The sequence below is a fragment of the Streptomyces griseorubiginosus genome, from assembly GCF_017614965.1.
GTDB lineage: Bacteria > Actinomycetota > Actinomycetes > Streptomycetales > Streptomycetaceae > Streptomyces > Streptomyces griseorubiginosus_B.
In genome coordinates this window covers 26420-51626 of sequence record NZ_WVUG01000003.1, presented here as the reverse complement: position 1 = coordinate 51626, position 25207 = coordinate 26420, and the positions used below count along the sequence as shown (strand labels likewise).

Here is a 25207-nt window from a genome sequence, read left to right as displayed (position 1 = left end):
AACTAGTTGCACAAAGGAGGAGGGCCGAACCTCAGCGGCTCCGCAGGGGCCGAAGCTCAGCGACCCTCCAAGATCACATGCAGCTCACGCTCCTGGTCGCCGGAGGCCGACGAGAGATCCCGCACCGTGAACAACGGCTCCAACGTGCTGCGCAGCCGCTCGATCGCCCAGTAACCCCCCTGCGCGTCCAACTCGACCGAGGACGACAGCCGCGTCGGCACCGGACACTCGTGCGCGTCCGTCACCTCGAACGTGCCGAGCCACACCATCGGCCGCGTCTCGTGCAGCTGCTGCGGCACCTCGTCGGCGCCCCGGTCGGACTCGAAGCACGCGCACAGCGTGTCGAAGACGATCCGTGCGTCCTCCTTGCTGCATCCGCTGATCTCGAGGGAGACCGGCTCCTCGTGCAGTCGCTCACGGTCCATCGTGATCGCTCCTCTCATGGGCGGTGACGCGGTCCGGCGGGCTCCCGGCGAACCACGTCACATCCCCAGAAAAGCACCACTGCCCGGGCCGTACCAGCGAGCCGCTCAGCTCTTCTTGAAGCGGTAGGTCTTGCTGTCCGTCAGCACACAGAAGCCCGGCGAGACGACGATCACGCGCAGGGTGCCGTCCCGGCGGTCGTAGTCGATGCCCTCCGCCTCGAAGGTGCCCGAGCAGCCGCTGCGCAGGGGCAGCTGACGCAGGGCGGTGACATGGCCCGAGACGTCCGAGGTGCCGTTCGGCGCGGCGGACAGGTCGACCTGGAGCAGCGGCTTGGTGATGCCGAAGAGCGTGCCCGCGGGGTCGTCGGAGGAGCACAGCAGGGTCGTGGGTCCGGAGAAGTCGCAGCCCTGCACGTCACGGACGGCGTGGTCGAGGTTGACGGTCGCGACCTGCGGGAGGTTCGCCGAGGGCGAGGTGCTCGCGTTGACGCCGGGTGTCGGGAAGACCAGGAAGCGGGTCATGGTGCCGTACTCCCCCGACAGCATCCACTGGCCGTCGGGCGAGATCGCGTCCCAGGAGTTGTTCAGCGCCTCCCCGGGGCTCAGCGTGTGGACGTACTCGGACCAGCCGCCGCCGGGTGCCTGGACGCGGTACATCTTCGCGGTGCCGGAGTCGGCCTGGTAGGGCTCTACGTAGTAGCCGTTGTAGGAGGCGTCGGGATCGCCGACGTGGTTCCAGCCGCGGCTGGAGACGCCGATCGGGATGGTGCCGATGCCGGTGTAACGGTTGGGGCTGCCCGCCGGGACCTCGACGGAGGTGAGGCCCTGGCTCTCGGTCAGCGGGTCGGCGCGGTCGGAGCCGACCTCGCTCCAGGTGTCGGCGGCGGAGGCGGGCGGGGCGGCGGACAGCAGGGCGGCGGTGGCGAGGGCGAGGGCCGCGGTCAGGGCCGCGTGACGACGTCGCCGGGCGCGCAGAGGCATGCGAGGGCTCCTCGGTGGAGGTGGGGGCGGGCCTGCTCGGCGGACAGTCTGGCCGCGCCAGATGGTCATGTACAGACCAGATTGGTAACGGGGGTCGTCGCTTCGGCGACGGCCCGTGGCCGGTACCGTCGTCACCACTTCGAGGACGCCGCCGCCTGTGTCGAGAGATGGTGGAGGTGGGCGACACAGGCGTCACAGCGACGGTTGAGCGCGGTAGAACAGGGGAGTCGGCACGGGGGAACGGCGTGCCGCGTCAAGGAACGAAGGCGGTGCGTGGAATGAGTGCACCTGGGTTTCCGGTGACCGACGGCGACGAGTCGGTGCGCCCGAGCGGTCTGCTCGACGTCCTGGGCGTGGCCTCGGTGGTCCTGGACGCCCAGGGACGGGTCGTGCTGTGGAGCCCGCAGGCCGAGGAGCTGTTCGGCTATCCGGCGAAGGAGGCCCTCGGCGAGTACGCGGCCCGGATCATGGTGCACGAGCAGCACCTCGACCTGGTCGTGAAGCTGTTCGCCGACGTGATGGTGACCGGCCAGAGCTGGGCCGGCGCCTTCCCCATCCGGCGCAAGGACGGCAGCACCCGCCTGGTGGAGTTCCGCAACATGCGGCTGCTGGACGACCAGGGCGACGTCTACGCGCTGGGCCTGTGCGCCGACCGGTCGACGGTACGGCGGCTGGAGCGGGACGTGGCGCTGTCCACGCGGATGATCGCGCAGTCCCCCATCGGACTGGCCGTCCTGGACACCGAGCTGCGGTACGTCTCCGTCAACCCGGCTCTGGAGCGGCTGAACGGAGTGCCGGCCGAGGATCACATCGGCCGCCGTATCGCCGAGGTCGTGCCCAACCTGGAGGTCGAGGCGCTGGAGGCAGCGGCGCGCCGGGTGCTGGAGACCGGGCGGCCGCTCGTCGACCAGCGGACCGTGGGCCGCACCCCGGCCGATCCGGACGAGGAGCGCGCCTGGTCGATCTCGCTGTACCGGCTGGAGGACGCGTTCGGACACGTACTGGGAGTTGCGGGGTCGATACTCGACACCACCGAGGAGCACCGGGCGCGGGTGGAGGCGGAGGCCGCCCGGCGGCGATTGACACTCATCGCGGACGCCTCCGCCCGGATCGGCACCACGCTGGAACTGGACCGTACCGCCTGCGAGTTGGCGGAGGTCGCGGTGCCGGAGCTGGCCGACTGGGCGTCGGTGGACCTGCTCGAGGCGGTGGTCCAGGGCAGACGCAGCACACTGGGTCCCTCGGAGCCGGCCGACATACGGGCCCTGGCCGTGCGGGCCGACGACGCCCCTCGGGTGCCGGCGGCCGCCGACCGGCCGGAAAAGGTGGCCCGGTACGGCCCCGACCTCCTGGTCACCGAGTGCGTGCGCACGGCCCGGCCGGTCATGGTCGCCGAGGTCGAGGCCGCCGACCTGCCCCGCATCGCCCGCTCCGAGGAGGCGGCCGGGCAGTTGGCCGAGGCGGGCGTGCACTCCTATCTGGCGGTACCGCTGATCGCGCGCGGCGAGGTGCTGGGCGCCCTGGAGCTGGAACGCACCCGCAACCCCGTGCCGTTCAGCGAGGACGACCTGCTGCTCGCCCGCGAACTCGCGGCGCGGGCGGCGGTGCAGATCGACAACGCCCGCTGGTACCAGAACGCCCGCGACACCGCCCTCACCCTGCAGCGCAGCCTGCTGCCCAGCCATCCGCCTGTCATCGGGGGCCTGGAGGTCGCCTCCCGTTACCAGCCCGCGGGCGCCACCAGCGAGGTCGGCGGCGACTGGTTCGACGTGATCCCGCTGGAGGACGGCAAGACCGCGCTCGTCGTCGGCGACGTGATGGGCAGCGGCATCAACGCGGCGGCCACCATGGGACGGCTGCGCACCGCGACCAACACCCTCGCCTCCCTCGACCTCGACCCGGCCCGGCTCCTGGAGCACCTCGACCGGATCACCGAGGGCCTGGACCACTCCATCGCCACCTGCGTGTACGCGGTCCACGACCGCGAGCTGCGACAGTGCCGCATCGCCAACGCGGGGCACCTGCCGCCGGCCAGGCTGCGTGAGGGGCACCCCCCTGAGCTGCTGGAACTGCCCACCGGGGCGCCGCTGGGCGTCGGCGGGGTCGCCTTCTCCACCACCACGGTCGACCTGGAGCCCGGCGACCGGCTGGTCTTCTACACCGACGGCCTCGTCGAGACCCGCCAGCACCCCCTCGACGAACGCCTGGACGCGTTCCTGGCCCTGCTCGACGGCCCCGACCGCCCGCTGGAGGAGGTCTGCGACCTGCTGCTGCGCACCCTGCACCAGCCGGACAACTCCGACGACGTGGCCCTGCTCATCGCCCGGGTCCAGCAGCCGCACTGACCCGTACGCGTGTTCTCACAGGTACTGATTACCTGACCCTTATCGCGCCCATCGCACAATCACAGGTAGGTGTGGCATACGGATGCCCGGTGCCTTGGCCGATGGGAGCGAGCCGTGACGGATCAGGAACCCACTGCCGGAGGATCGCCGGACCGGCATGGCGGGACGACACCGGACTGGGAAGTGATGACGGGCCCGGGCGGCGCCGACCCCGCCTCGGGCGAGGCCTGGGACAGGGTCTGGCGGCGGCGCTCCGCCCGGTCCCGCGCGGTGATCGCGGCGGCGACGGTCGCCGTCCTGGCCCTCGGCGGCACCGTCGCCTACGCGACGACCTCCGGCGGCTCGGGCGGCGGCGCCACCCCGTCCGCGTCCGGCTCCGCGTCGCCGTCCCCGAGCGGGCCCGAGGGCCGGCACGGCGGCCGGTGGTTCGGCTTCGGCGGCATGGGCGTGCACGGCGAGGCCACGGTGAAGGACCAGGACACCGGCAAGTGGGTGGTACGGGTCTGGCAGCGCGGCACCGTCGAGAAGATCTCCGGCGACCAGGTCACCGTCAAGAGCGAGGACGGCGCCTCCTGGACATGGACCTTGAACTCGGACACCACGGTCGTGCACGACGGCACCGAGGATTCCGGGACCGACGGCATCAAGAAGGGCGAGAGCGCGGTCCTGGTCGGCACCCGCGCGGACGACGGCACCCGCACCGCCACCCGCGTCCTGTCCGGAACCTTCGCCGACAAGGGCCCCGGCGACGAGGGCCCAGGCGACCGGAACCCGGGCGGCTGGCGCGGCGGCTTCGGCGGCCACGGCCCCCACGACTGGCGGATGCCGTCACCGTCGACGAGCCCGCAGGGCAGCGGGGCGACGACCTGACGAACCGGCGCGGCCCCGCTGCCCCGCGGCGGCTGTACCGGCGTACCTGCGCTGTGGCCTGGTGCGGCTCAGCACGCCCGTCCAAGCGGTCCCGGTGCAGTCCATTGCGGTTCAGCAGTGCCCCGACGGCGCCGCGGACGAGCGACGGCACATCCGGCGATCCCAGCGGAGCGCTCAGCGCCTGGAGCCGATCACCACATGGGCGTTCCACTCCTCCGAGACCGCCGGACGGGCCGTCAGTCCGGCGCCGGTGAACGCCTCGACGGCCGCGGGTGCCTGTGCCTCGCTCGTCTCGGTCAGGAGGCAACCGCCCGGTGCCAGCCAGTGCGGCGCCTCGGCCGCGACCCGGCGCAGGACGTCGAGTCCGTCCGTGCCGCCGTCGAGGGCGACCAGCGGTTCGTGATCGCGGGCCTCGGCGGGCAGCAGACCCACCTCGTCGGTGGGCACATAGGGGACGTTGGCGGCGAGGATGTCGACACGGCCCCGCAGGCGGGCCGGCAGTGCGGCGAACAGATCGCCCGCGTGCACGTGTCCGCCGACGCCGGCGACATTGCGGCGGGCGCAGCGCACCGCGGCCGGGTCGATGTCGGCGGCGTGCAGTTCGGCGTCGCCGAGCGCGGTGGCCAGAGCGGTGCCGACGGCACCCGAGCCGCAGCACAGGTCCACCACGACGGACGCCCCGGGGGCCTGGGCAAGAGCCTGCTCGACGAGGAACTCGGTACGGCGGCGGGGTACGAAGACGCCCGGTTCGACGAGGATGCGCAGGCCGCGGAACTCCGCCCACCCCAGGACGAGTTCGAGGGGGAGACCGGCCACGCGGCGGTCGACCAGGGCGGTGAGTTCCCGCGGTGTGCGGGCCTGGGACAGGATCAACCGGGCCTCGTCCTCGGCGAAGACGCAGCCCGCCGAGCGCAGGACGGCGGCGACGGATTCGACCGACGGGGACGCCGAGGACGACGAGGGAGATGAAGGCATGGAAGCCGAGAGCCTTTCGGTGGGGCGAAGGGCGCTCCAGCGGTCGCCTACCGGCGGCGGTCCGCTTCGACCAGAGGCGAGAGCACCCGGGCTGACACAGCGGTAATGGGTCTCACCTCCTCGTTCTTTGGCGGCCGGGACATTCCGCGGCCGGACGGAAACACTACCCCAACCCTCGGACGGGGACGGCCTCCTCGGTTTCAAGTTGTATTATGCAACTAGGCGAGGGCCGGAGTGAGGAGGAGCCGGTGGACGCGGACGAGGCCGTGGAGACGATTCAGCGTGAGATGACGGTCTTCGCCCGCCGCGCCCGGGCGTCGGCGGGACGGATGCACCCCGAGCTGTCCCTGGTGTCGTACACGCTGCTGGGCCATCTGGAGGAGAGCGGCGGTTGCCGGGCCACCGACCTGGCCGCCCACTACGCCCTGGACAAGTCGACGGTCAGCCGCCAGGTGGCCGCGCTGGAGCGGGCCCGGCTGATCGAGCGGCGGCTGGACGCCGACGACCACCGCGTCCAGGTCCTGCAACTGACCGACGCAGGGAGCGAGATCCTCGCCCAGGTCACCGACAGCCGCAGGTCGGCCTTCCGCGAGCGGCTGGCGGGCTGGCCGGAGGAGGACCTGGAGCGGTTCGCCTCCTATCTGGTGCGCTACAACACCTCGGGACGGGCGGACGGCGTCACCTCGCGGCTCTGATCCGGCGTACCCTAAGCGACCGTCACCGCCTGTTCGTCCGCGAGGTGTTCCGGTACGCGGGCCGCGCCGAACGTGGTGGTGCGCCGCAGTCGGAAGCCGAGGGACTCGTAGAGGCGGATGGCGTTCGTGTTGCCGGCGCCGGTGTGCAGGAACGGGGTCTCGCCGCGTTCCCGTATGCCGTGGGCGACGGCGCGGATCAGCCGGGTGGCGAGGCCCTCCCCGCGGAAGGCGGGGTCGGTGCAGACAGCGCTGATCTCGGTCCCGCCCGGCGGATGCAGCCGCTCCCCCGCCATCGCTATCAGCGCGCCGTCCCGCCGTATGCCCAGGTAGGTGCCCATTTCGATGGTGCGGGGCAGGAACGGGCCGGGCCGGGTGCGTTCGACCAGGTCGAGCATCTCGGGGACGTCGGCGGGACCGAGGCGGACGGCCTCCGGCTCGGGCGCGGCCTCGAGACCGTCGTCGACCAACTGCACGCCCTCGACGTGGAAGGTGACCTCCCAGCCGGCCGGCACCGCGCCGCTGAAGCCGAGCAGCGGCACCTCGGCGCCGGGGCCCGCGAGGGCCGCGAGGTCGGCCCAGTCACCGGCGTCGGGCTCGTCGGGCAGCGCCAGCCAGGGCGTCACGTCGACCGGGTAGCGCACCACCCGGCCGTGCCACTCGGCGAAGTGGGCGTGCGGGCCGGTCAGGGAGGCGAGAGCGGGGTTGTCCAGGACGTGGCTCACGCGGCGACCTCGATCACGATCTTGCCGCGCGCGTGGCCGTCCTCGACCTCGCGCAGTGCCTCGCCGGCCCGCTCCAGCGGGTAGGTGCCGGTCACGTGCGGGTCCAGGTCGCCGTCGATCACCAGCTGGGCCACGGCGTCGAGGACCGCCGCGTTGCGGGCTCGGGCGACCCGGGCCCCGCCGAGTTCCTCGACGGTCGCGGGTGGCGCGGCGGCGGTGATCAGCTTCGTACGGTCCTCGAGCAGTGTCGCCGCCTCGATGAGCACCTCTTCGCCGACCAGGTCGTAGACACCGTCCACGCCGTCGGGCGCCGCCGCGCGCACCCGCGCCGCCAGGTCCGGGCCCGAGGGGACGTGCACCGCGCCCAGCGCCTCCACGAAGTCCTTCTTCGCCTCGCTCGCGACGCCCACCACCCGCAGGCCGAGGGCGCGGGCGATCTGCACGGCCGCGCTGCCGACGCCGCCGCCCGCGCCGGTGACCAGGATGGTCGCGCCGGCGGGCAGGCCCAACTGGTGGACGCCGTCGTAAGCGGTCGCGGCCGCGACCGGGAGGGTGGCCGCGTCCCGGAAGGAGAGGGCGGCCGGCTTGTGCGCCGTGATGTCGGCGGGCAGCAGCGTGTACTCGGCGTAACCGCCGGTCGCGGTGTTCCCGAACACCTCGTCCCCGGCGGCGAACCCCGTCACGCCGGCACCGGTCTCGACGACGACACCGGAGACCTCGTTGCCCAGCACCACCGGAAACACGGGCTCACCGCTCTCGCCCGGGCGCCGGAAGCCGGTGCGCAGTTTCCAGTCGACGGGGTTCACACCGGCGGCCCGCACCGCGACCAGCACCTGCCCAGGCCCCGGGCTGGGGCGGTCCAGGTCGACGAGGGCCTCGGTCTCCGGTCCGCCGAAGCGCGTGTAGACGTACGCCTTGGGCATGCTCCACTCTCCTTCGCTGCCGCGTGGTCACCGGGTGTACGGGACACCGGTTCCGGCATCAGGCGGCAAGGCGCGGGCGGGGGGCGCTATTCCCGGGGCCGGGGAGTGTTCATACGTCTTTAATGATCGACGGGCGGCCCGGGGCCGGAGCGGATCCGGGTGGCACGTACGGTTGACCCGGTAGGCCATCACTTCCGTCCCGCTGGATCCGTATGAACGTCACCCGAGGTTTCACCGGGCGCCCCCGCGCCCACCGTCCGGGCCTCCCGCCCGGCCAGTACGACACGGGCGACGACTGGCCCGTCCTGTCCGCGGAGGTCACCCCCGCGCTGGCGCCGGACGACTGGACCTTCCGCGTCGACGGGCTGGTCGAGCGGCCGTGCACCTGGGACTGGGACGCGGCGCACGCACTGCCGGCGTCGGCCTACGAGGGTGACATCCACTGTGTGACGAGCTGGTCGAAGTTCGGGGTCCGGTTCGGGGGCGTGTCGCTGGACGCCTTCCTGGACGTGGTGCGGCCCCAGGCGTCCGCCACCCATGCCGTCGCCTACTCGCACACCGGGTACACCGCGAACCTGCCGCTCGCGGACCTCACCGGCGGCCGGGCCTGGATCGCGTTCACGTACGAGGGCGAGCCGCTCGCTCCCGAGCACGGCGGGCCGGCACGGCTGCTGGTGCCGCACCTGTACTTCTGGAAGAGCGCCAAGTGGATCGCGGGCATCCGGCTTCTCGACCACGACGAGCCGGGTTTCTGGGAGCGGAACGGCTACCACGAGCGCGGCAACCCGTGGGAGGAGCAGCGGTACTCCGGTGACTGAGCAGACGACCGCGGCGACGCCTTCCTCGGAAAAGGCCCCTTCCTCGCCGGCGACCCCTTCTCCCGCCTTCACTCCCCCGACCCGCTTCGCCGTGCCCGGCCGTATCGCCGTGAGCGGCCAGGCCGCCGCGGTCTGGCAGACGGCCACCCTGACCGAGGTCCGCTGTGAGACGCCGTACGTCTCGACGTTCCGGTTCTCGGTGCCCGCCTGGCCGGGGCACCTCCCGGGACAGCACCTGATGCTGCGGCTGACCGCCGAGGACGGTTATGCGGCCCAGCGCCACTACTCGATCGCCTCCGCGCCGGACGACAGCGGGCACATCGAGCTGACCCTGGACCACGTGGAGGGCGGCGAGGTCTCCGGCTGGTTCCACACGGTGGCCGAGCCGGGCGACGTGGTGGAGGTGCGCGGTCCGGTGAGCGGGTTCTTCGCCTGGCCCGGCGACCGGCCCGCCCTGCTCATCGGCGCGGGCTCCGGGGTCGTTCCGCTGATGTCGATGGTCCGGCACCACCGGGCGCGCGGCCTCGACGTGCCGCTGCGGCTGCTGGTGTCCGCGCGCAGCCCGGAGGAGCTCGTCTACGCACGGGAGTTGGGCGCCGAGACGACGCCCGTGTTCACGCGCCGCGCACCGCGGGGCGTGGCGGTGGGACGTATGGCCGCCGCACATGTGGCGCCGCTCCTGGCCGAGCCGCCCGACGGTGGATGGGAGGCCTATGTGTGCGGCTCGAACTCCTTCGCGGAGCACGCCTCGCGCCTGCTGGTCGAGGCGGGCCAGCCGGTGGACCGGATCCGCATCGAACGCTTCGGCTGACGGCCGGACACCGGGGCCGTCACCGGCCGTTCACGGGGAGCGATCTTCGAGGCTGTGGGTACCCGGTTCTCATGGGCACTCGCGCGCGTACACGGTCCGGGGGGACAATACGGACCAAGCAGGTGCGGCTGAACGTATGGCCCCTCCGGTTTCGGTGACGGCGAGGAGGTCGACATGCGGACCCGGGTGCGCGGCTGGCGCTGGCGGCGCAATCCGCTGCGGCGCCGGTCGGACGTGGTGGAGGCGTGGACGGCGCTGGTCGTCGCGCTCCTGCTGTTCGTCGGAGCGCCGCTCGCGGGGGCCGTCACGGGCTGGTGGGCGCACGACCGGGCCGAGGCCGCGGCCGCGGCGGAGCGCGCGGACCGGCATCGGACGCGTGTGGTGGTCGTCGGCGCGACGCCCGAGCGGGCGCCGGCGGTGCAGGGCGGCCGGGAGCACTCGTTCCTGGTGACCGTGCGCTGGACGGACCCCGTCACCGGGCCGCACACCACCGAGGCGCGCGTTCCCGCGGGCACGCGGCACGGGGAGACGGTGGAGGTGTGGTTCGACGCCCGCAACCGGCCGGTGGGTCCGCCGCCGGGCCGGACGCAGATCTGGCAGCACACCGTCACCATGGGCGTCTGTGCCGCGGGCGGCGCGGTCGCGGTGATCCTCCTCGGCAACGCCGTCGTGCGGCGCGTGGCCATCGGCCACCGGCTGACCGAGTGGGAGAGGGAATGGGCCCGCACGGAGCCGCAGTGGACCCGCCGCCAGGCGGGCGGACCGTGACGGCCGCTGTGCGGAAGTGATCACGCGGGCGCAGTCCGGGAAAGATCTGGCCAGTCGTCCGATCGCACACGTACGGTGTTGATCATCCGCACGGCCCCTATGCGAAGGCGGTCCTACATGGCCCTGTTCGACCTCCCCCTCGACGAACTCCACGAGTACCGCAGCGCGTCCGTCGAGCCCGAGGACTTCGACGCGTTCTGGTCCAAGACCCTGCAGGAGGCCCGCGAGCACGACCTGGACGCCCGCTTCGAGCCGGTCGACACCGGGCTGACGACGGTCGAGGTGTACGACGTGACGTTCGCCGGATTCGGCGGGCACCCGGTGAAGGGCTGGCTGACGCTGCCCGCCGGCGCGTCCGAACCCCTGCCGCTGGTGGTGGAGTTCATCGGGTACGGCGGCGGACGCGGCCTGCCGCACGAGCATCTGCTGTGGGCGTCCACCGGCCGGGCGCACTTCGTGATGGACACCCGCGGACAGGGCAGCGCCTGGGGCGGCGGGGGCGGCACCGCGGACCCGGTGGGCGGCGCGCCCGCCTACCCGGGCTTCATGACCCGCGGTATCGACGCGCCGGAGAACTACTACTACCGCCGGGTGTTCACCGACGCGGTCCGTGCCGTCGAGGCGGCCCGCTCCCACCCGCTGACCGATGCCTCCCGCACGGCCGCGCTCGGCGCGAGCCAGGGCGGCGGCATCACCATCGCCGTCGCCGGTCTGGTCCCCGACCTGGTGGCGGCGGCCCCGGACGTGCCGTTCCTGTGCGACTACCCACGTGCCGCGACGCTGACGGACCGTCACCCCTACCGGGAGATCGGCCTGTTCCTCAAGACGCACCGCGGCCGCTCCGAGGACGCCCTGCGCACCCTGTCCTACTTCGACGGCGTCCACTTCGCCGCCCGCGGCCGCGCGCCGGCGCTGTTCTCGGCGGCCCTGGAGGACCAGACCTGCCCGCCCTCGACCGTTTTCGCGGCCTTCAACGCCTGGGGCCACGAGGACAGGACGATCGAGGTGTACGACTTCAACGACCACGAGGGCGGCGGGCCTTACCAGGAGGCGACGAAGCTGCGCTGGCTGCGGTCGTATGCCTGAGGAAGCCGGCCGTGGACACGCGTGAGGCCGCCGAGCGGTTCGTACGGGTCTGGGAGCGCGGATGGGCCGCGCACGACGTGGACGCGCTCCTCGGCCTGTACGCCGGGGACTGCGTCCACCGCTCGATGCCCTTCCGCGAGCCGCACCGCGGGCGGGCCGAGCTCGCCGCCTATCTGCGCTGGTCGTTCGAGCGGGAGCGGGTGAGGGACGTACGGTTCTCGCCGCCCGTGGTCGGCCAGGAGGGGATCGCGGTCGCCGAGTTCCGGGTGCTGAGCGAGGAGGACGGGGTGCCGTCCACCCTCGCGGGCTGCGTGTTCGTACGGTTCGACGCCGACGGCCTCGCGGTCGAGACCCGGGACTACTGGCACGGCGCGGACGGTCACCGGGAACCGGAGGACAAGCTGTTCCTTCTCTGACCTTCCCTCCAGTCCGACCAGTCGGTACGTTCAGGACGCCCGGGTCGCGACGGTGCGGCCCGGGGTTCCGGCGGACGACGGAGGGCCCCATGGCGGAGCACGAGCCAGGTGTGGTCGGTTACTGCGACGAGCGGTTCGCGGCGGTGCGGACGGCGTTCGAGGAGAACTTCGGGGAACGGGGCGAACTGGGCGCCGCGGTCGCGGTGAGCGTCGGCGGCGAGGTCGTGGTGGACCTGTGGGGCGGCTGGGCGGACGCGGACCGCACCCGGCCCTGGGAGCGGGACACCCTGGTCAACGTGTGGTCGACCACCAAGGGCCCGACGGCGCTGTGCGCGCACATCCTCGCCGACCGGGGCCTGCTCGACCTCGACGCGCCGGTGGCCAAGTACTGGCCCGAGTTCGCCGCGGCCGGCAAGGAGGAGGTGCTCGTACGGCATCTGCTCTCGCACCGGGCCGGACTGTCCGGGCTGCGTGAGCCGCACTCGGTCGAGCAGCTCTACGACTGGGAGTTCACGACCGGGCGGCTCGCGGCGACGGAACCCTGGTGGGAGCCGGGGACCGCGTCCGGGTACCACGCGTTCACGTACGGCTTCCTGGTCGGCGAGGTGGTCCGGCGGGTCTCGGGACAGCTGCCCGGCGCCTTCCTCGCCCGCGAGGTGACCGGCCCGCTCGGGATCGACTTCACCATCGGGCTGCCGGAGCGGGAGGCGGCCAGGGCGGCCGAGCTGGTGCATCCGCCGGTCGCCTCGAGCAGCGAACAGGCCGCGATCTTCAGTCAGTTGACGCCCGCGGCACTGGCGGCTCTGGCCAATCCGGTGGTGGGTGCGGACGAGGCCAACTCGCCCGCATGGCGGGCCGCGGAGATCCCGGCCGCGAACGGGCACGGCACGGCGCGGGCGGTCGCCGCGCTGTACGGGATCTTCGCGGGCAGGGGGACGTACGCCGGCCGTCGCGTCCTGTCCCCCGAGGCGGCCGAGCGGGTGCGTGAGGGGCAGGGCAGCTGCCGCGACCTGGTGCTGGGGGCCGGCCTCGACGCCGAGACGGAGATCGGGCTCGGTCTGTGGCTGAGCGGCGACAACGGCTCCTACGGCCCCAACCCGCGTGCTTTCGGACACGACGGGTTCGGCGGCTCGTGCGGACTCGCGGACCCGGAGGCCGGGGTGTCGCTCGGCTATGTGATGAACCGGATGGGGCCTCAGATCGCCAACGACCCACGGAAGATGGCGCTGATCGAGGCCCTGTACAGCGCTCTGTGAACGCCGGTGCGGGCGGGCCGGTTTCGGCCGAACCGGCCGCCCGCCCTTCCCTGCTGGTTTAGACCAATGCTAGATCTGGTGGCGCACTGAGCCCGCACGGCTACGGCATGTCACCAACAGGAGGCGCGGCATGGCCCGCACCGACCATCCGGTCACCGAACAGCAGCCGCTGTACTGGCGTGTAGCGACCCGACTGCTCGGCGAGTTGCGCGACGGCACGATCCCACCCGGCGAACGGCTGCCGAGCGAACGGCGGTTGGCCGCACATTTCGAGGTCAGCAGGGAGACGGTCCGGCAGGCGCTGGAGGTGCTGCGCCGTGACGGACTGGTCTGCACCGACCGGCGCGGCAGCCACGCCACGCTGCCGGGCCTGCCGGTGGAGACCCCCTCCACGCCCGCCTTCCCGGTCGGCGCCCGGGCCGCGGACCCGCGCGCCGTGGACCGGGCCACGGTCACCTGGGAGGCGCCCCCGCCCGAGCACGCCGAGGCCCTCGGCCTCGCCCCGCAGCACCCGACCCTGGTGCACCGCTACGAGTCCACGGGCGCCGACGGCCGCGGACGGCGTACGGCGGTGACGTCGTTCTCCGCGGTCGCCCTGGCGGAGGTCGAGGAACTGGCCCGCTACCGCGACCGCGCCGACGGCGCATCCTCGGCCCAACTGCACCGCGCCTACGAGTGGATGCGCAAAGCCGGCCTGACCCTGCACCACCGGGACGCCATCACCCCGCTCGCGAACACCCCCTCGGTCCGGGTGACACGGCGCGTGCACGACCAGTACGCGCGGCCACTGGAGATCACGGACCTGCTGGTGGACGCCCAACAGGACGCCCTGGTCTACGAGTTCATGCTTCCGGCCGCGGGCTGAGCGAGGACAGCGGGCGCCGGGCGACGACCATCCGCACCCGCGGGCTGCCGTCGCTCCGCCGCCCGAACTCCTCCAGCGCCCGCAACTCGACGACGAATCCGGCGCGCTCCAACTCCCGCCGTACGTCCGCCAGCCGGAAGGCCCGGTAGTACATGACGAACGGTGGACGCCACACGGCGTTGCGCACCCGCATCACCGCGTCGAAACCCAGCAGCATCCAGTACGCGGGCGACGAGGGCCGGGGCGGGGCCAGGACGGGGAACGCGAAACACCCGCCCGGCCGCAGCACCGAGTGGACCTCGGCGAACAGCCCCGGCACCTCCTGTGGCAGGAAGTGCCCGAACGCCCCGAAGCTGACCACGAGGTCGAAGGCGGACCGGAACGGCAGCGTGCGGGCGTCCGCACGCACCCAGGCCACCCGCGAACCGGCCGGGCGGACCCGTTCCCGCGCCACCGCCAGCATCCCCGCGCTGAAGTCGACCCCGGTGACACTGCGCCGGCACACCCGCGCCAGCACGTCGATGCCCGCGCCCGTGCCGCAGCACAGGTCGAGTCCGTCGTCGAAGGGTCCCGTCCGCGCCAGCGCCGAGGCGACGGCCTCGAGCACGGAGTCGGGCGTCCGGAAGGGGGTGTGGTCGAACTTCGGAGCGAGCAGGTCGTATCCCCGCTCCACGGAGGACAGGGCCTGGACGGCGAGTTCTCGCAGGCTGGGGCCTTCAGGGCTGAACACCCACGTCAGCCTAGTGGACAGGGTCGCGGCGGCTGATTACCCTCATCCTCACCTACTCAACTAATTGACTATGAGGTGATCCGATGCGAGCGTTCCGCGAGGCGGTCGAGGCCGGCGATCTCGATGCCGTCGAGGCGCTGCTGGCGGAGGACGTCGTGTTCACCAGCCCGGTGGTCTTCAAGCCGTATCCGGGCAAGGCGATCACCGCGGCGATCCTGCGCGCGGTCTCCCAGGTCTTCGACGACTTCCGCTACGAGCGCGAGCTCAGCGGCGGAACCGACGGCCGCGACCACGCCCTGGTCTTCACCGCGCGCGTGGGCGACCGGGAGCTGACGGGCTGCGACTTCATCCACCTGGACGACAACGGCCTGATCGACGAACTCACCGTGATGGTGCGGCCGTTGTCGGGTGCCCAGGCGCTGGCGGCGGCGATGGGCGCCCGGTTCGAGGAGATCGCGAAGGAGGCGGAGGCGCGGTCCGCCTCCGCCTCCTGACCTCGGGCCACGGTGAGGACGAGGGCACCGGTGTAGGACGTGCCGGGTGAGCGCGAGGACGGTCGGCGTCGCCGATCGCGTACATGCCGTAGCCGTCGGCACCGGTGTCGCCGACATGGCTGTTGAGCAGGTCGGGGGCAGGGACGTTGCCGCCGATCACGAACGCACTCGACGGCGTGTGACGGCCACGGCCCGGACGGCACCCCGGCGACGGGACGCGCCGAGGAGGGCGGTGGCGCAGGCCAGGCCCGCCGTCGCCAGCAGGGCGCAGGCCGTGAACCCGGCGCGGTAGCCCGCCGTCAGGCCGGCGGGTCCGGGTCCACCCGTGTGGGACAGGGCGACGGAGGTGACCACCGCGACACCGAAGGCCCCGCCGATCTGGAAAGCCGCGGTGTTGATGCCGGAGGCCACCCCCGACTCCCGCGCCCCGACACCGGTGAGGGCGGCGATCGAACCGGCCACCGCGCAGGCGCCGAGCCCCGGACCGAAGAGCAGCAGCCCCGGCAGCAGATCGCGGACGAAGCCGCCGTCGACCGGGATCCGGGACAGCAGCAGGCTTCCCGTGCCGACCAGCGCCAGCCCGCCGACCGCGACCGGGCGGGCGCCGACGCGGGTGACCAGGGCCTGCCCGGCGTAGGAGCCGACGACCGCGCCGAGGGGCATCACGACGTTGCACAGACCGAACAGCAGCGGCGAGTAGCCGAGGACGCCCTGGCCGTACCGGGACAGCGTGTACGACATCCCGAAGGCGCTCGCGCCGAGCAGGAACACCACCAGGTTGCCGCCGCTGACGGTGCGGGCGCGCAGCAGGGACAGCGGCACGAGGGGTGCCGGGGACCCGGCCTCCGCGCGGAGGAAGAGGGCGGCGAGGACGACGGCGGCGGCCAGCAGTCCGCTCGTGCGCACCGACAGCCAGCCCGCCGTCGGCGCCTGGACGACGGCGTACACGCAGGCGACGAGCGCCGCGGTGGCGGTGAGGGCGCCGGCCGGGTCGTAGGAGCGGGCGCGTTCCGCCGAGCGGCTCTCGCTCAGCAGGGCCGGGGTCAGGGCGAGCAGCGCCAGGGCGACGGGCACGTTGAGGAAGAACACCCACCGCCAGCCGAGGACGTCGGTGAGGGGGCCGCCGATCAGGAGGGCGGCGGTGGCGCCGAAGCCTCCGCTGCCGGACCAGACGGCGAGCGCCCTGTTGCGTTCGGGCCCCTCCGCGAAGGTGCTCACCAGCAGGGACAGCGCGCTCGGCGCCATGACGGCGGCCGACACGCCCTGTACGGCGCGGGCGGCGACCAGCACTGAGCCCGTCCAGGCCAGCCCGCACAGCAGGGAGGACAGTCCGAACAGCAGGGTGCCGGTCATGAAGACCCGGCGGCGGCCCAGCAGGTCGGCGGTGCGGCCGCCGAGGAGCAGCAGCCCGCCGAAGGTCAGCAGATAGGCGCTCATCACCCACTGGGCGCCGTCCGCGGACAGACCGAGGCCGGCCGTGACGGACGGCAGGGCGAGCAGGACGATCTGCGCGTCCAGGATCACCATGAACCCGGCGACGCAGAGCAGGGCGAGGGCGTACCGGCGGCGGCCCACGGTCAGCCTCCCAGCCGCAGGCCGGCCAGCCAGACGTCGGGGGTGCCGGGGCTGTCGGATGCGCGCAGGAACGCTGTCAGGATCTGGCGGAGTGTGCGGCGAGTGGTCATCGGGGCCTCCGGTGCCGTGGGGTGGTTTCACCCCACCGACGAACGGCGCCTACGCCGATCGACACTCCGCGAGCCGTTTCTGCAGGAATCTCCGCTCGGCGTCGTTCTCCACCAGCTGAAGCGCCTCCGCGTAGGCCTCGGCCGCCTCGGTGCGGCGGCCGCTGCGCCGCAGCAGGTCCGCGCGGGTGGCGGGCAGGAGGTGGTAGCCGGCCAGATCGCCCTCGCGTTCCAGTTCGGCGACGAGGGCGAGTCCGGCGTCGGGACCCTCGGACATGCCGACGGCCACGGCGCGGTTGAGGCGGACGACGGTGGAGGGCACGAAGCGGACCAGTTCGCCGTAGAGGCCGGCGATGTCCGCCCAGTCGGTGTCCTCGGCCGTGGCGGCGGTGGCGTGGCAGGCGGCGATGGCTGCCTGGATCTGGTAGGCGCCGGGGCGGCCGCGGCGCAGGGCCGTCTCCAGCAGGGCGGTGCCCTCCTCGATCTCGGCGCGGTCCCAGGCGGTGCGGTCCTGGTCCTCCAGAGTGACCAGTTCGCCGGAGGCGTCCACGCGCGTGTGCCGGCGGGCGTCGTGCAGCAGCAGGAGGGCGAGCAGGCCGAGCGCCTCGGGTTCGTCGGGCATGAGCCGGGCCAGCAGACGGGCGAGGCGGACGGCCTCGGCGCACAGGTCCCTGCGGACCAGATCGGCGCCGGACGAGGCGGCGTACCCCTCGTTGAACAGCAGGTACAGCACGCCGAGCACACCCGTCGTGCGCTCGGGCAACAGGTGCGCGGGCGGTACCCGGTAGGGGATCCCGGCGTTGCGGATCTTGCGCTTGGCGCGCACCAGTCGCTGCGCCATCGTCGCCTCGGGGACGAGGAAGGCACGGGCGATCTCCGCTGTGGTCAGCCCGGCGAGGGTGCGCAGGGTGAGCGCGACCCGGGCCTCGATGGGCAGGGCGGGATGGCAGCAGGTGAAGATCAGCCGCAGCCGGTCGTCCTGGACACCGCTGTCGTCCCCGTCGTCGTACGACGTCTCGTCGCGCGCCAGCACGGCCGCCTCCCGCAGTTTCGCCGCCCCCACCGCCTCCCGGCGCAGCACGTCGAGAGCGCGGTTGCGGGCGGTCGTCGTCAGCCAGGCACCGGGGCGGCGCGGGATCCCGTCGCGCCGCCACCGGTCGAGGGCCTGGGCGAAGGCGTCCTGCGCGCACTCCTCGGCGAGGTCCCAGTCGCCGGTCACCCGGATCAGGGTGGCGACGACCTGGCCCCACTCCTCCCGGAAGGCGGCGGCGACGGCCTCCTCGATCCCGTCCGTGGAGCTCACTCCCAGACCGGCCGTACCTCGACCGCGCCGCCGTCGGCGGCCGCCGGGTGCTTCGCGGCGAGGGCGACGGCCTCGTCGAGGTCGGCCACGTCGATGAACGCGATGCCCGCGAGGTACTCCTTGGTCTCCGCGAAGGGGCCGTCGCTGAGCAGGATCTCGTCGTCCCGCACGCGCACGGTGGTGGCGTCGGCGGGCGGCCGCAGCCGTGCCCCGCCGGTGACCCGGCCCGCCCGCACCTCGGCGAAGTAGGCGGCGAACCGCGGGTCCTCGGCGTGCTCGGCCGGGCTCCGCTCCTCCCCCCGGACGGGCGAGGAGAACAGCAGGGCGTACTTCATCACGCCTCCCTCAGGGACACGGCCTGCTCGTGGGTGATCAGCCGGCGCAGTCCGAGGTCACGGTAACCGGTGATCACGCGCAGGGTGTCGGAGTAGGGGGTGCCGTCGGCGCGGGTGCCCGTCAGCCGTACGAGGGAGTGGGCGAAGCCGATGCTCTCATCCACGTGGACGCGCAACTCCAGCACCTCGCGGGTCACGGGCCCGGACGCGAACACGTCCTGCAGGGCCTTGCGGAAGGCGTCGAGGCCCTGTCGCTCGTGCCCGCCGGTGAGATGGAAGACGTCGGCGTCCGGGGCGTAGCAGGCCAGCACCCCGTCGATGTCCCGCTCGCGGTGGGCCTCGGTCAGGCGGGTGTCGAGGGCGCGGATCGCGGTCTCGGGGTCCTCCTCGTCCCACATGGGCCAGAAGGGCCGTACCTCCATGGCCCCGATGGTGGCGACCGGGTGCCGGGCCGCCGCCTCGACGGCCTCCTCCAGGCTGTCGCACTCGAGGATGTCGTAGCCGGCGACGTACTCCTTGGTCTCCGCGAACGGGCCGTCCGTGCGCAGCACCTCGCCGCCGCGCACCCGGACGGTGACCGCCTCGGCGGGCAGGGCGAGCCGGTGGCCGTGCAGCCGGGCACCGCGGTCGCCGAGTTCCTCCACCCAGGGTTCGACGGGTGCCATGCCCGAGGCGTCGGCGGTGTCGTCGCCGCAGACGAGCAGCATGTACTTCATGGTTCCTCCCGGTCGTCAGAGCTGTCTGCACCCCACCGACGAACGGGGGCGGAGCGAATCGACACCCTGCCGGACGGATTCCTCGGTCCCGCTCACGACGCGCCGTCGACCTCCCGTACCAGCTCGATCGCCCGCCCCAGCGTCGCCAGCCGCTCGTGCAGGGTCGTCCCGGCCGGATACAACCGTACGGTGGTCACGCCCGCGTCCCGCCACACGCGCAGCCGTCGGCGCACCATCGGCTCGGTGCCGATGAGGGTCGTGGCGAGCACCATCTCGTCGGTGACGAGGCCGGCCGCGCCGTCCCGGTCGCCGGCCTGCCAGCGCTCCCGCACCTCGGCGGCCACCTCCGCCCAGCCCTGGCGGCTGTAGGCGGCGTTGTAGAAGTTGGTCGAGGCGGAGCCCATGCCGCCGAGGCTGAAGGCGAGTTCCTTCTTCCGGCGGGCGGTCAGCGCGCCGAGGGCGGCCTCGTCGGGTGCGAAGGCGACCTCGGCGCCCTGGCATACGTCGAGGTCGGCGCGGTTGCGTCCGGCCCGGGCCAGTCCTTCGTCGAGGTGGGCGAAGTACGCCCCGGCCGCGCCCTCGGGCACGAAGCTGGTGCCGAGCCAGCCGTCGGCGACCTCACCCGTCAGCCGCAGCATGGCGGGCGACAGGGCGGCGAGGTGGACGGGGACGGGGTGTTCGGGCCGGGTCGACAGACGCATGGGGACTGCGTCGCCACCGGGCAGCGGGATGCTGAACTGGCTCCCCTGGTACGACAGTCTGCCGCCGTCGAAGACGCGGCGCACGATCTCGACGGTCTCCCGCATACGGGCCAGCGGACGGGCGAACGGCACCCCGTGCAGTCCCTCGATCACCTGCGGGCCGGAGGCGCCGAGGCCGAGCAGGAAGCGTCCGCCGGAGAGGTTGGCCAGGGTGATCGCGATCTGGGCGACGGCGACCGGCGTGCGGGTGCCGAGCTGCAGGACACCGGAGCCCAGCAGCATCCGGTCGGTCAGCGCGGCGTAGTAGCCGAGCGCGGAGGGCGCGTCGGAGCCCCAGGCCTCGGCCACCCAGCAGACGTCCAGGCCGAGTTTCTCCGCCTCCACGACGAAGTCGGCCTGCTCCGACCAGTGTTGACCGCCGGAGGCCTCGATCGTGGTCGCCGTGCGCATCAGCCGTTCTCCGCACGGTTCTTGAGGTGACGCAGTGTGGTGGTCATGGCCTGCTCCAGCTCCCGCAGCCGTACGAACACGATCTTCTGTTCCTTCTCCGGCATGCGGTCGATCGCCGCGGACAGTCCGGAGCGGCCGGGGCCCATCTGCATCCACTGCGACAGCTCGGTGCCGCCGTCGCCGGGGTGCAGACGAAAGCGCCAGACCGCCGACGGGCGGTCGGGGTTGTGCACCGCCCAGGCGAGGACGCGGCACGGTTCGCACTCGATGACGTACGAGGTGGTGGTCCACTCGCCGAAGGCCTCGTGCCGGTTGCGGCCGAGGAACCGGGCTCCGACTGCGGGCTCCCCGGCACCGTCGAGCCACTCCACCGACTGGAGTTCGTCGCTCATGCCCGGCATCAGGCCGATGTCACGCACCAGCGCCCACACCCGCTCGGGCGGGGCGGCGATCCAGGTCCGCACCTCGACCGTCGGCTTGTCCGTGTAGCGCGCGCCCGTCCACCTCATGCCCGGCCGACCTCCCGCAGTCGAAGTTCAACTTTACGACTTTCCTCAAGCCTTGACGCGCACACGCCAGAATGTCATGGTCTGGACCTGTGCCCCCCACCAAGGTCCTCCTCAGCGCCCTCGGCGCCCTGACACTCCTCCTCGCGATCCCGACCAGCGCCCGAGCCGACGTCCTGCAGCTGCTGCCGCAGAACGCCGACGGCCTGGAACAGAGCTTCTCCCCGGCCTACGACTACGACAAGGACGGCTGCTACGCCACCGCCGCCATCGGCGCCGCCGGCACCATCAACCCGGGCCTCAAACTCGGCGGTGACGTCAACGGCCACTGCCACGACTACGCCCAACTGGCCAACGCCAACACCTACTCACGCGAGAAGTGCGACAACGGCTGGTGCGCGGTGGTGTACGCCAGCTACTTCGAGAAGGACCAGGCGACGCTCGGTCCCGCGGCCATCGGCCACCGGCACGACTGGGAACACGTCGTGGTGTGGATCAGCGACGACCAGGTCCAGTACGTGTCGGTGTCGCAGCACAGCGGCTACCAAGTGGCGGCCCGCTCGGCGGTGCGCTTCGACGGCACCCACCCGAAGGTCGTCTACCACAAGGACGGCGTCTCCACGCACTGCTTCCGCTTCGCCAACGCCAACGACGAACCGCCGGAGAACGCCACCGGCGGCTGGTTCTATCCCCATCTGGTCGGCTGGAACGGCTATCCGGCAGGCTTCCGCGACAAGCTGCTGAGCGCAGACTTCGGCGCCGCCACGATCAAGATCAAGGACGGCGACTTCCAGTACGCCCTGGCCCACTCCATGCCCGCCGGAATCCCCTTCGACCCCAACGCCTGACGCGTCCGCGCGCGAGGAGGCCGGGGCACCGGGCACCGGCCTCCCGCTCTGTCCGCGCGGCCGCCCCCGCACTGTCGCTCCGGCGTCGACGACGGCCGACGGACCCGCGGCGCGTCCATCCCGGGCCCTCGCCGCTGAACTTGCCCGCCTGCTCGAGAAGAAACCGGTCAAGCGGGCGTTCGTATGGCTGGTATGCGGGCGTCGGACGCCGACCGGGGCCGGGCTGCGGTTGGATGTCCGCATGACCACCGACGAGCACGCGCGGTTCATGCGGGCCAACCAGGCCAACTGGGACGCCCGCACCCCCGTCCACCTCGCCAGCCGGTTCTACGGTCTCGACCAGGACCTCGACCCGGCGCGCTGGTTCGCCCCCTTCGAGTGGGACGATCTCGGCGAACTGTCCGGCCGTGACGTACTGCACCTCCAGTGTCATCTCGGCACCGAGACGATCGCCTTCGCCCAGCGCGGTGCCCGTGCCGTCGGCCTCGACTTCTCCGCGGCGTCGGTGGCCGCCGCCCGGGACGTCTCGGCGCGGGCGGGCGTGCCCGTGGACTACGTACAGGCCAATGTGTACGACGCCCAACAGGCGCTGGACGGACGGCAGTTCGACGTCGTGTACACCGGCAAGGGCGCCCTGTGCTACCTCCCGGACCTCGAGCGGTGGGCCGAGGTCGTCGCCCGACTTCTGCGCCCCGGCGGCCACTTGTACATCATGGAGTTCCACCCGCTGCTCAACTCGCTGGGCCCCAAGCCCGCCCCGGGCGAGGGCCCCGAGCTGCTGCTGCGCCACGACTACCTGGGCGGCAGCGGCGCCGTGCACCGGGACGCGACGCACACCTACACCGACGGCCCGGCGGTCGAGGGCGCCACGGACAGTTACGAGTGGATGCACGGAATAGGCGAGGTCATCAACGCGTTGACCATCGCAGGACTGACCATCCGGCGCCTCAGGGAGAGCGAGGAACTTCCCTGGCCACGCTGGCCGCAGATGGTCCGCACGGCGTCCGGCTGGTGGCGCCTGCCGGAGCCGCGGATTCCGCTCCTGTACGGTCTGCTCGCCTCCCGCTGACCGGTTTACGGCCGCACCCCCTGTGGTACCTTCCTGCTAGCACCTGAGTTCGCCCCCTGTCGTGGGCGCCGGTGCCGGTTCCCTCTCAGTTCGCCGCTCCGCCCGCCGTCTCCCGGCCGGCGCACCGGCTCTCCAGCACCACCTCGTGACCGGTACGGCCGTGCCGTACCCGAGGCGCTGTTCCCGCCGCCGAAGGCGCTGTCCGCCTTCCCGTCGCGGCTTCCACCCCTTCCTTCCGCATGTCTCATGCCATCCGTCCTCGAAAGGACCCCCACCATGACCACCACTCTCGAACACCCCCCGGTCCGGCAGGAGCCCCAGGCCCAGATCGTCACCGGTGTCCTCGACATCGACGCGGGCGGCAAGGGGCACCTGCGCGCCGAGACCCTTCTCGCCTCGCCCTCCGACCTGCCCGTCTCCCCCGCGCTGATCCGCCGTCACGGCCTGCGCAGGGGCGACCTCGTCGAAGGCGTACGGGACGGCCGGCGCGCCCTGACCGAGGTCGCACGGGTCAACGGGCGCACGCCCGACGACCTGCGCGGCCGCCGTCACTTCCGCGACCTCACCCCGCTCCACCCCCATCAGCGCCTGCGCCTGGAACACCCGGCGTCCGGGCTCACGGGCCGGATCGCCGACCTGCTCGCACCCGTCGGCAAGGGTCAGCGCGGGCTGATCGTGGCACCCCCCAAGACCGGCAAGACCGTGCTGCTCCAGCAGATCGCGGCCGCCGTCGCCGGCAACCACCCCGAGTGCCGCCTGATGGTGGTACTCCTCGACGAACGCCCCGAGGAGGTCACCGAGATGCGCCGCTCGGTGCGCGGCGAGGTGTACGCCTCCACCTTCGACCGGGCGGCCAAGCAGCACATCGCCCTCGCCGAGCTCGTCATCGAGCGGGCCAAGCGGCTGGTGGAGGCGGGCGAGGACGTCGTCATCCTGCTCGACTCCCTGACCCGGCTGTGCCGGGCGCACAACAACGCGGCCTCCTCCGGCGGCCGTACCCTCAGCGGCGGTGTGGACGCGGGCGCGCTGCTCGGGCCGAAGCGGTTCTTCGGTGCCGCGCGGCTGGCCGAGGAGGGCGGCTCGCTCACGATCCTGGCCACCGCCCTGGTGGAGACCGGCTCGCGGGCCGACGACTACTTCTTCGAGGAGCTCAAGAGCACCGGCAACATGGAGCTCCGCCTCAGCCGCGAACTCGCCTCGCGGCGTGTCTTCCCGGCCGTCGACATCACCCCCTCAGGCACCCGCCGCGAGGAACTCCTGCTCTCCCCGGCCGAGTTGACCACCGTCCGTGGCCTGCGGCGCGCCCTGCAGACCCGCGACGCCCAGGGCGGTCTGGAGACCCTCCTGGAGCACCTGCGGACCACTCCCGACAACGCGACCTTCCTGCGGCGCGTCCAGCCGACACTGCGTGCCGAGTGACCCGTGACGGCCGCGAGGCCGAGCCGCCGACGGACACACGCTGCGGCATACGGGTGCTGGCGCACCCCGTCCGGCCCGGTCATCGGCGCGTCCGGACGATCGATTCCTACGTTGATAAGTATGACCATCGGATTCTCTTCCCGGGCCGGCGTCACGGCCTGCGCGCTCTGCGCGGCGAGTGTCCTGGCGTTCGGCCCCGTCGCGGTGGCCGCAGGCGCGCAGCCCACGCCGAACGGCTCCACCCGGGCGGCGATGCCGCAGCCGTCGCTCCTCTACCGGTCCGGCACACTGGTCCGGGCCCCGCGCGGGGTACCCCGCCTCCCGGACGTCTCCGCGCTGTCGTGGCTGGTGGCCGACGCGGACAGCGGCGAGGTGCTGGCCGCCCACGACGCGCATCGCGGGCTGCCGCCCGCCAGCACGCTGAAGACCCTGTTCGCCCTCACCGTGCTGCCGACCCTGCCGGCCGGTGTCCGGCACACGGTGAGCGAGGAGGAACTGGCGGGCATCGGGCCGGGCAGCAGCATGGTCGGTGTCGCCCCGGGGCGCACCTACGAGGTCGCCGACCTGTGGCGCGGGGTCTTCCTGAACTCCGGCAACGACGCCGTGCACGTCCTGGCCGCGCTCAACGGCGGCTGGCGGGTGACCGCCGAGCGGATGCAGGCCAAGGCGCGCGCCCTGGGCGCACTGGACACCCAGGTGCGCTCGCCGGACGGCTACGACACACCCGGGCAGGTCTCGTCGGCGTACGACCTGGCGGTGTTCGGCCGGGCCGGACTGCGCAACGCGGACTTCGCGCGGTACTGCGGCACGGCCCAGGCACTCTTCCCCGCCGGGGACGGATCGTCGTACGGGATCCGGAACACCAATCGGCTGCTGAGCGGCGCGGACGGCGTGGCGCGCTATCCGGGACTGATCGGCATCAAGAACGGATACACCACACATGCCGGCAACACCCTGGTCGCCGCCGCCCGCCGGGGCGGACGCACGCTGGTCGTGAC

Annotated in this window: 26 protein-coding genes and 1 pseudogene; 15 read left to right on the top strand and 12 right to left on the bottom strand. The window is 72.8% G+C overall.

Annotated features, from left to right (window positions below; all coding sequences use genetic code 11):
* Positions 1 to 56: 56 nt before the first annotated feature.
* A complete protein-coding gene (locus GRC12_RS01205; RefSeq protein ID WP_133045213.1) occupies positions 57 to 425 on the bottom strand; it encodes a hypothetical protein in 369 nt (122 codons plus the stop codon).
* 105 nt (positions 426 to 530) lie between these two features.
* Positions 531 to 1406, bottom strand: a complete 876-nt coding sequence (locus tag GRC12_RS01200) for a hypothetical protein (RefSeq protein WP_208776717.1) — start codon at positions 1404 to 1406, stop codon at positions 531 to 533.
* Positions 1407 to 1684: 278 nt separating this feature from the next.
* Between GRC12_RS01200 and GRC12_RS01195 the strand changes: the two genes are divergently transcribed.
* Positions 1685 to 3751 carry a SpoIIE family protein phosphatase gene (locus tag GRC12_RS01195; protein WP_208776716.1) on the top strand — a complete coding sequence of 689 codons (2067 nt, stop codon included), beginning with the start codon at positions 1685 to 1687 and terminating at the stop codon, positions 3749 to 3751.
* A gap of 114 nt (positions 3752 to 3865) precedes the next feature.
* Positions 3866 to 4621, top strand: coding sequence for a hypothetical protein (locus GRC12_RS01190; protein ID WP_208776715.1), 756 nt, complete (start codon positions 3866 to 3868; stop codon positions 4619 to 4621).
* A 174-nt stretch (positions 4622 to 4795) separates the two neighbouring features.
* On the opposite strand, the gene GRC12_RS01185 is transcribed toward GRC12_RS01190, so the two are convergent.
* The gene (locus GRC12_RS01185; protein WP_208776714.1) at positions 4796 to 5596 is read right to left on the bottom strand and encodes a putative protein N(5)-glutamine methyltransferase; all 801 of its coding nucleotides are present in this window, start codon (positions 5594 to 5596) and stop codon (positions 4796 to 4798) included.
* Positions 5597 to 5808: 212 nt separating this feature from the next.
* Here GRC12_RS01185 and GRC12_RS01180 point away from each other — a divergent pair, with 212 nt between their 5' ends.
* On the top strand, positions 5809 to 6291 hold the full coding sequence (locus GRC12_RS01180) for a MarR family winged helix-turn-helix transcriptional regulator (RefSeq protein ID WP_208776713.1): 483 nt from the start codon (positions 5809 to 5811) through the stop codon (positions 6289 to 6291).
* An 11-nt stretch (positions 6292 to 6302) separates the two neighbouring features.
* On the opposite strand, the gene GRC12_RS01175 is transcribed toward GRC12_RS01180, so the two are convergent.
* Entirely contained in the window at positions 6303 to 7013 is a 711-nt protein-coding gene (locus tag GRC12_RS01175; RefSeq protein WP_208776712.1) for a GNAT family N-acetyltransferase, read from the bottom strand.
* On the bottom strand, positions 7010 to 7936 hold the full coding sequence (locus tag GRC12_RS01170) for an NADP-dependent oxidoreductase (protein ID WP_208776711.1): 927 nt from the start codon (positions 7934 to 7936) through the stop codon (positions 7010 to 7012). The genes GRC12_RS01175 and GRC12_RS01170 overlap by 4 nt, the downstream gene beginning before the upstream one ends.
* Positions 7937 to 8148: 212 nt before the next feature.
* Between GRC12_RS01170 and GRC12_RS01165 the strand changes: the two genes are divergently transcribed.
* The 7 genes from GRC12_RS01165 (at position 8149) to GRC12_RS01135 (ending at position 13956) form a co-directional block, all read left to right on the top strand.
* Positions 8149 to 8754 carry a sulfite oxidase-like oxidoreductase gene (locus tag GRC12_RS01165; protein WP_208776710.1) on the top strand — a complete coding sequence of 202 codons (606 nt, stop codon included), beginning with the start codon at positions 8149 to 8151 and terminating at the stop codon, positions 8752 to 8754.
* 91 nt (positions 8755 to 8845) lie between these two features.
* A complete protein-coding gene (locus GRC12_RS01160; RefSeq protein WP_308286444.1) occupies positions 8846 to 9565 on the top strand; it encodes a ferredoxin reductase in 720 nt (239 codons plus the stop codon).
* Between the two features lie 174 nt (positions 9566 to 9739).
* Positions 9740 to 10333 (top strand): Rv1733c family protein, encoded by a 594-nt coding sequence (locus GRC12_RS01155; RefSeq protein WP_208776708.1) that lies wholly within the window; start codon positions 9740 to 9742, stop codon positions 10331 to 10333.
* A 117-nt stretch (positions 10334 to 10450) separates the two neighbouring features.
* Positions 10451 to 11419: an acetylxylan esterase gene (locus GRC12_RS01150; protein ID WP_208776707.1), complete on the top strand. Its 969-nt coding sequence runs from the start codon at positions 10451 to 10453 to the stop codon at positions 11417 to 11419.
* A gap of 11 nt (positions 11420 to 11430) precedes the next feature.
* Complete coding sequence (locus GRC12_RS01145) at positions 11431 to 11835, top strand: nuclear transport factor 2 family protein (RefSeq protein WP_208776706.1); 405 nt, start codon at positions 11431 to 11433, stop codon at positions 11833 to 11835.
* 89 nt (positions 11836 to 11924) lie between these two features.
* On the top strand, positions 11925 to 13091 hold the full coding sequence (locus GRC12_RS01140) for a serine hydrolase domain-containing protein (protein WP_208776705.1): 1167 nt from the start codon (positions 11925 to 11927) through the stop codon (positions 13089 to 13091).
* A 130-nt stretch (positions 13092 to 13221) separates the two neighbouring features.
* Positions 13222 to 13956 carry a GntR family transcriptional regulator gene (locus tag GRC12_RS01135; protein ID WP_208776704.1) on the top strand — a complete coding sequence of 245 codons (735 nt, stop codon included), beginning with the start codon at positions 13222 to 13224 and terminating at the stop codon, positions 13954 to 13956.
* Here the strand turns inward: GRC12_RS01135 and GRC12_RS01130 are convergent.
* Positions 13934 to 14686 (bottom strand): class I SAM-dependent methyltransferase, encoded by a 753-nt coding sequence (locus GRC12_RS01130; RefSeq protein WP_208776703.1) that lies wholly within the window; start codon positions 14684 to 14686, stop codon positions 13934 to 13936. The two genes, GRC12_RS01135 and GRC12_RS01130, sit on opposite strands and share 23 nt — an antisense overlap.
* Positions 14687 to 14769: 83 nt before the next feature.
* Between GRC12_RS01130 and GRC12_RS01125 the strand changes: the two genes are divergently transcribed.
* Positions 14770 to 15180, top strand: a complete 411-nt coding sequence (locus GRC12_RS01125) for a nuclear transport factor 2 family protein (RefSeq protein WP_208776702.1) — start codon at positions 14770 to 14772, stop codon at positions 15178 to 15180.
* A gap of 156 nt (positions 15181 to 15336) precedes the next feature.
* On the opposite strand, the gene GRC12_RS01120 is transcribed toward GRC12_RS01125, so the two are convergent.
* The 6 genes from GRC12_RS01120 to GRC12_RS01095 all read right to left on the bottom strand — a co-directional run bounded on the left by GRC12_RS01120 (position 15337) and on the right by GRC12_RS01095 (position 20876).
* Positions 15337 to 16755: an MFS transporter gene (locus GRC12_RS01120; RefSeq protein ID WP_308286439.1), complete on the bottom strand. Its 1419-nt coding sequence runs from the start codon at positions 16753 to 16755 to the stop codon at positions 15337 to 15339.
* A gap of 159 nt (positions 16756 to 16914) precedes the next feature.
* Entirely contained in the window at positions 16915 to 18165 is a 1251-nt protein-coding gene (locus GRC12_RS01115; protein WP_208776701.1) for an RNA polymerase sigma factor, read from the bottom strand.
* Positions 18162 to 18500 carry a YciI family protein gene (locus tag GRC12_RS01110; protein ID WP_208776700.1) on the bottom strand — a complete coding sequence of 113 codons (339 nt, stop codon included), beginning with the start codon at positions 18498 to 18500 and terminating at the stop codon, positions 18162 to 18164. The genes GRC12_RS01115 and GRC12_RS01110 overlap by 4 nt, the downstream gene beginning before the upstream one ends.
* A complete protein-coding gene (locus GRC12_RS01105) occupies positions 18500 to 19216 on the bottom strand; it encodes a YciI family protein (protein ID WP_208776699.1) in 717 nt (238 codons plus the stop codon). The genes GRC12_RS01110 and GRC12_RS01105 overlap by 1 nt, the downstream gene beginning before the upstream one ends.
* Before the next feature lie 92 nt (positions 19217 to 19308).
* Positions 19309 to 20367, bottom strand: coding sequence for an LLM class flavin-dependent oxidoreductase (locus GRC12_RS01100; RefSeq protein WP_208776698.1), 1059 nt, complete (start codon positions 20365 to 20367; stop codon positions 19309 to 19311).
* The gene (locus GRC12_RS01095) at positions 20367 to 20876 is read right to left on the bottom strand and encodes an SRPBCC family protein (protein WP_208776697.1); all 510 of its coding nucleotides are present in this window, start codon (positions 20874 to 20876) and stop codon (positions 20367 to 20369) included. The genes GRC12_RS01100 and GRC12_RS01095 overlap by 1 nt, the downstream gene beginning before the upstream one ends.
* A gap of 89 nt (positions 20877 to 20965) precedes the next feature.
* Here GRC12_RS01095 and GRC12_RS01090 point away from each other — a divergent pair, with 89 nt between their 5' ends.
* The 4 genes and pseudogenes from GRC12_RS01090 to GRC12_RS45240 form a co-directional block, all read left to right on the top strand.
* The gene (locus GRC12_RS01090; RefSeq protein WP_308286438.1) at positions 20966 to 21721 is read left to right on the top strand and encodes an NPP1 family protein; all 756 of its coding nucleotides are present in this window, start codon (positions 20966 to 20968) and stop codon (positions 21719 to 21721) included.
* Positions 21722 to 21962: 241 nt separating this feature from the next.
* Positions 21963 to 22790, top strand: a complete 828-nt coding sequence (locus tag GRC12_RS01085; protein ID WP_208776695.1) for a class I SAM-dependent methyltransferase — start codon at positions 21963 to 21965, stop codon at positions 22788 to 22790.
* A 276-nt stretch (positions 22791 to 23066) separates the two neighbouring features.
* The gene (gene rho / locus GRC12_RS01080; protein ID WP_208776694.1) at positions 23067 to 24209 is read left to right on the top strand and encodes a transcription termination factor Rho; all 1143 of its coding nucleotides are present in this window, start codon (positions 23067 to 23069) and stop codon (positions 24207 to 24209) included.
* Positions 24210 to 24329: 120 nt separating this feature from the next.
* Positions 24330 to 25163: pseudogene (locus GRC12_RS45240) on the top strand (D-alanyl-D-alanine carboxypeptidase family protein); the annotation flags it as partial.
* Between the last annotated feature and the right edge of the window lie 44 nt (positions 25164 to 25207).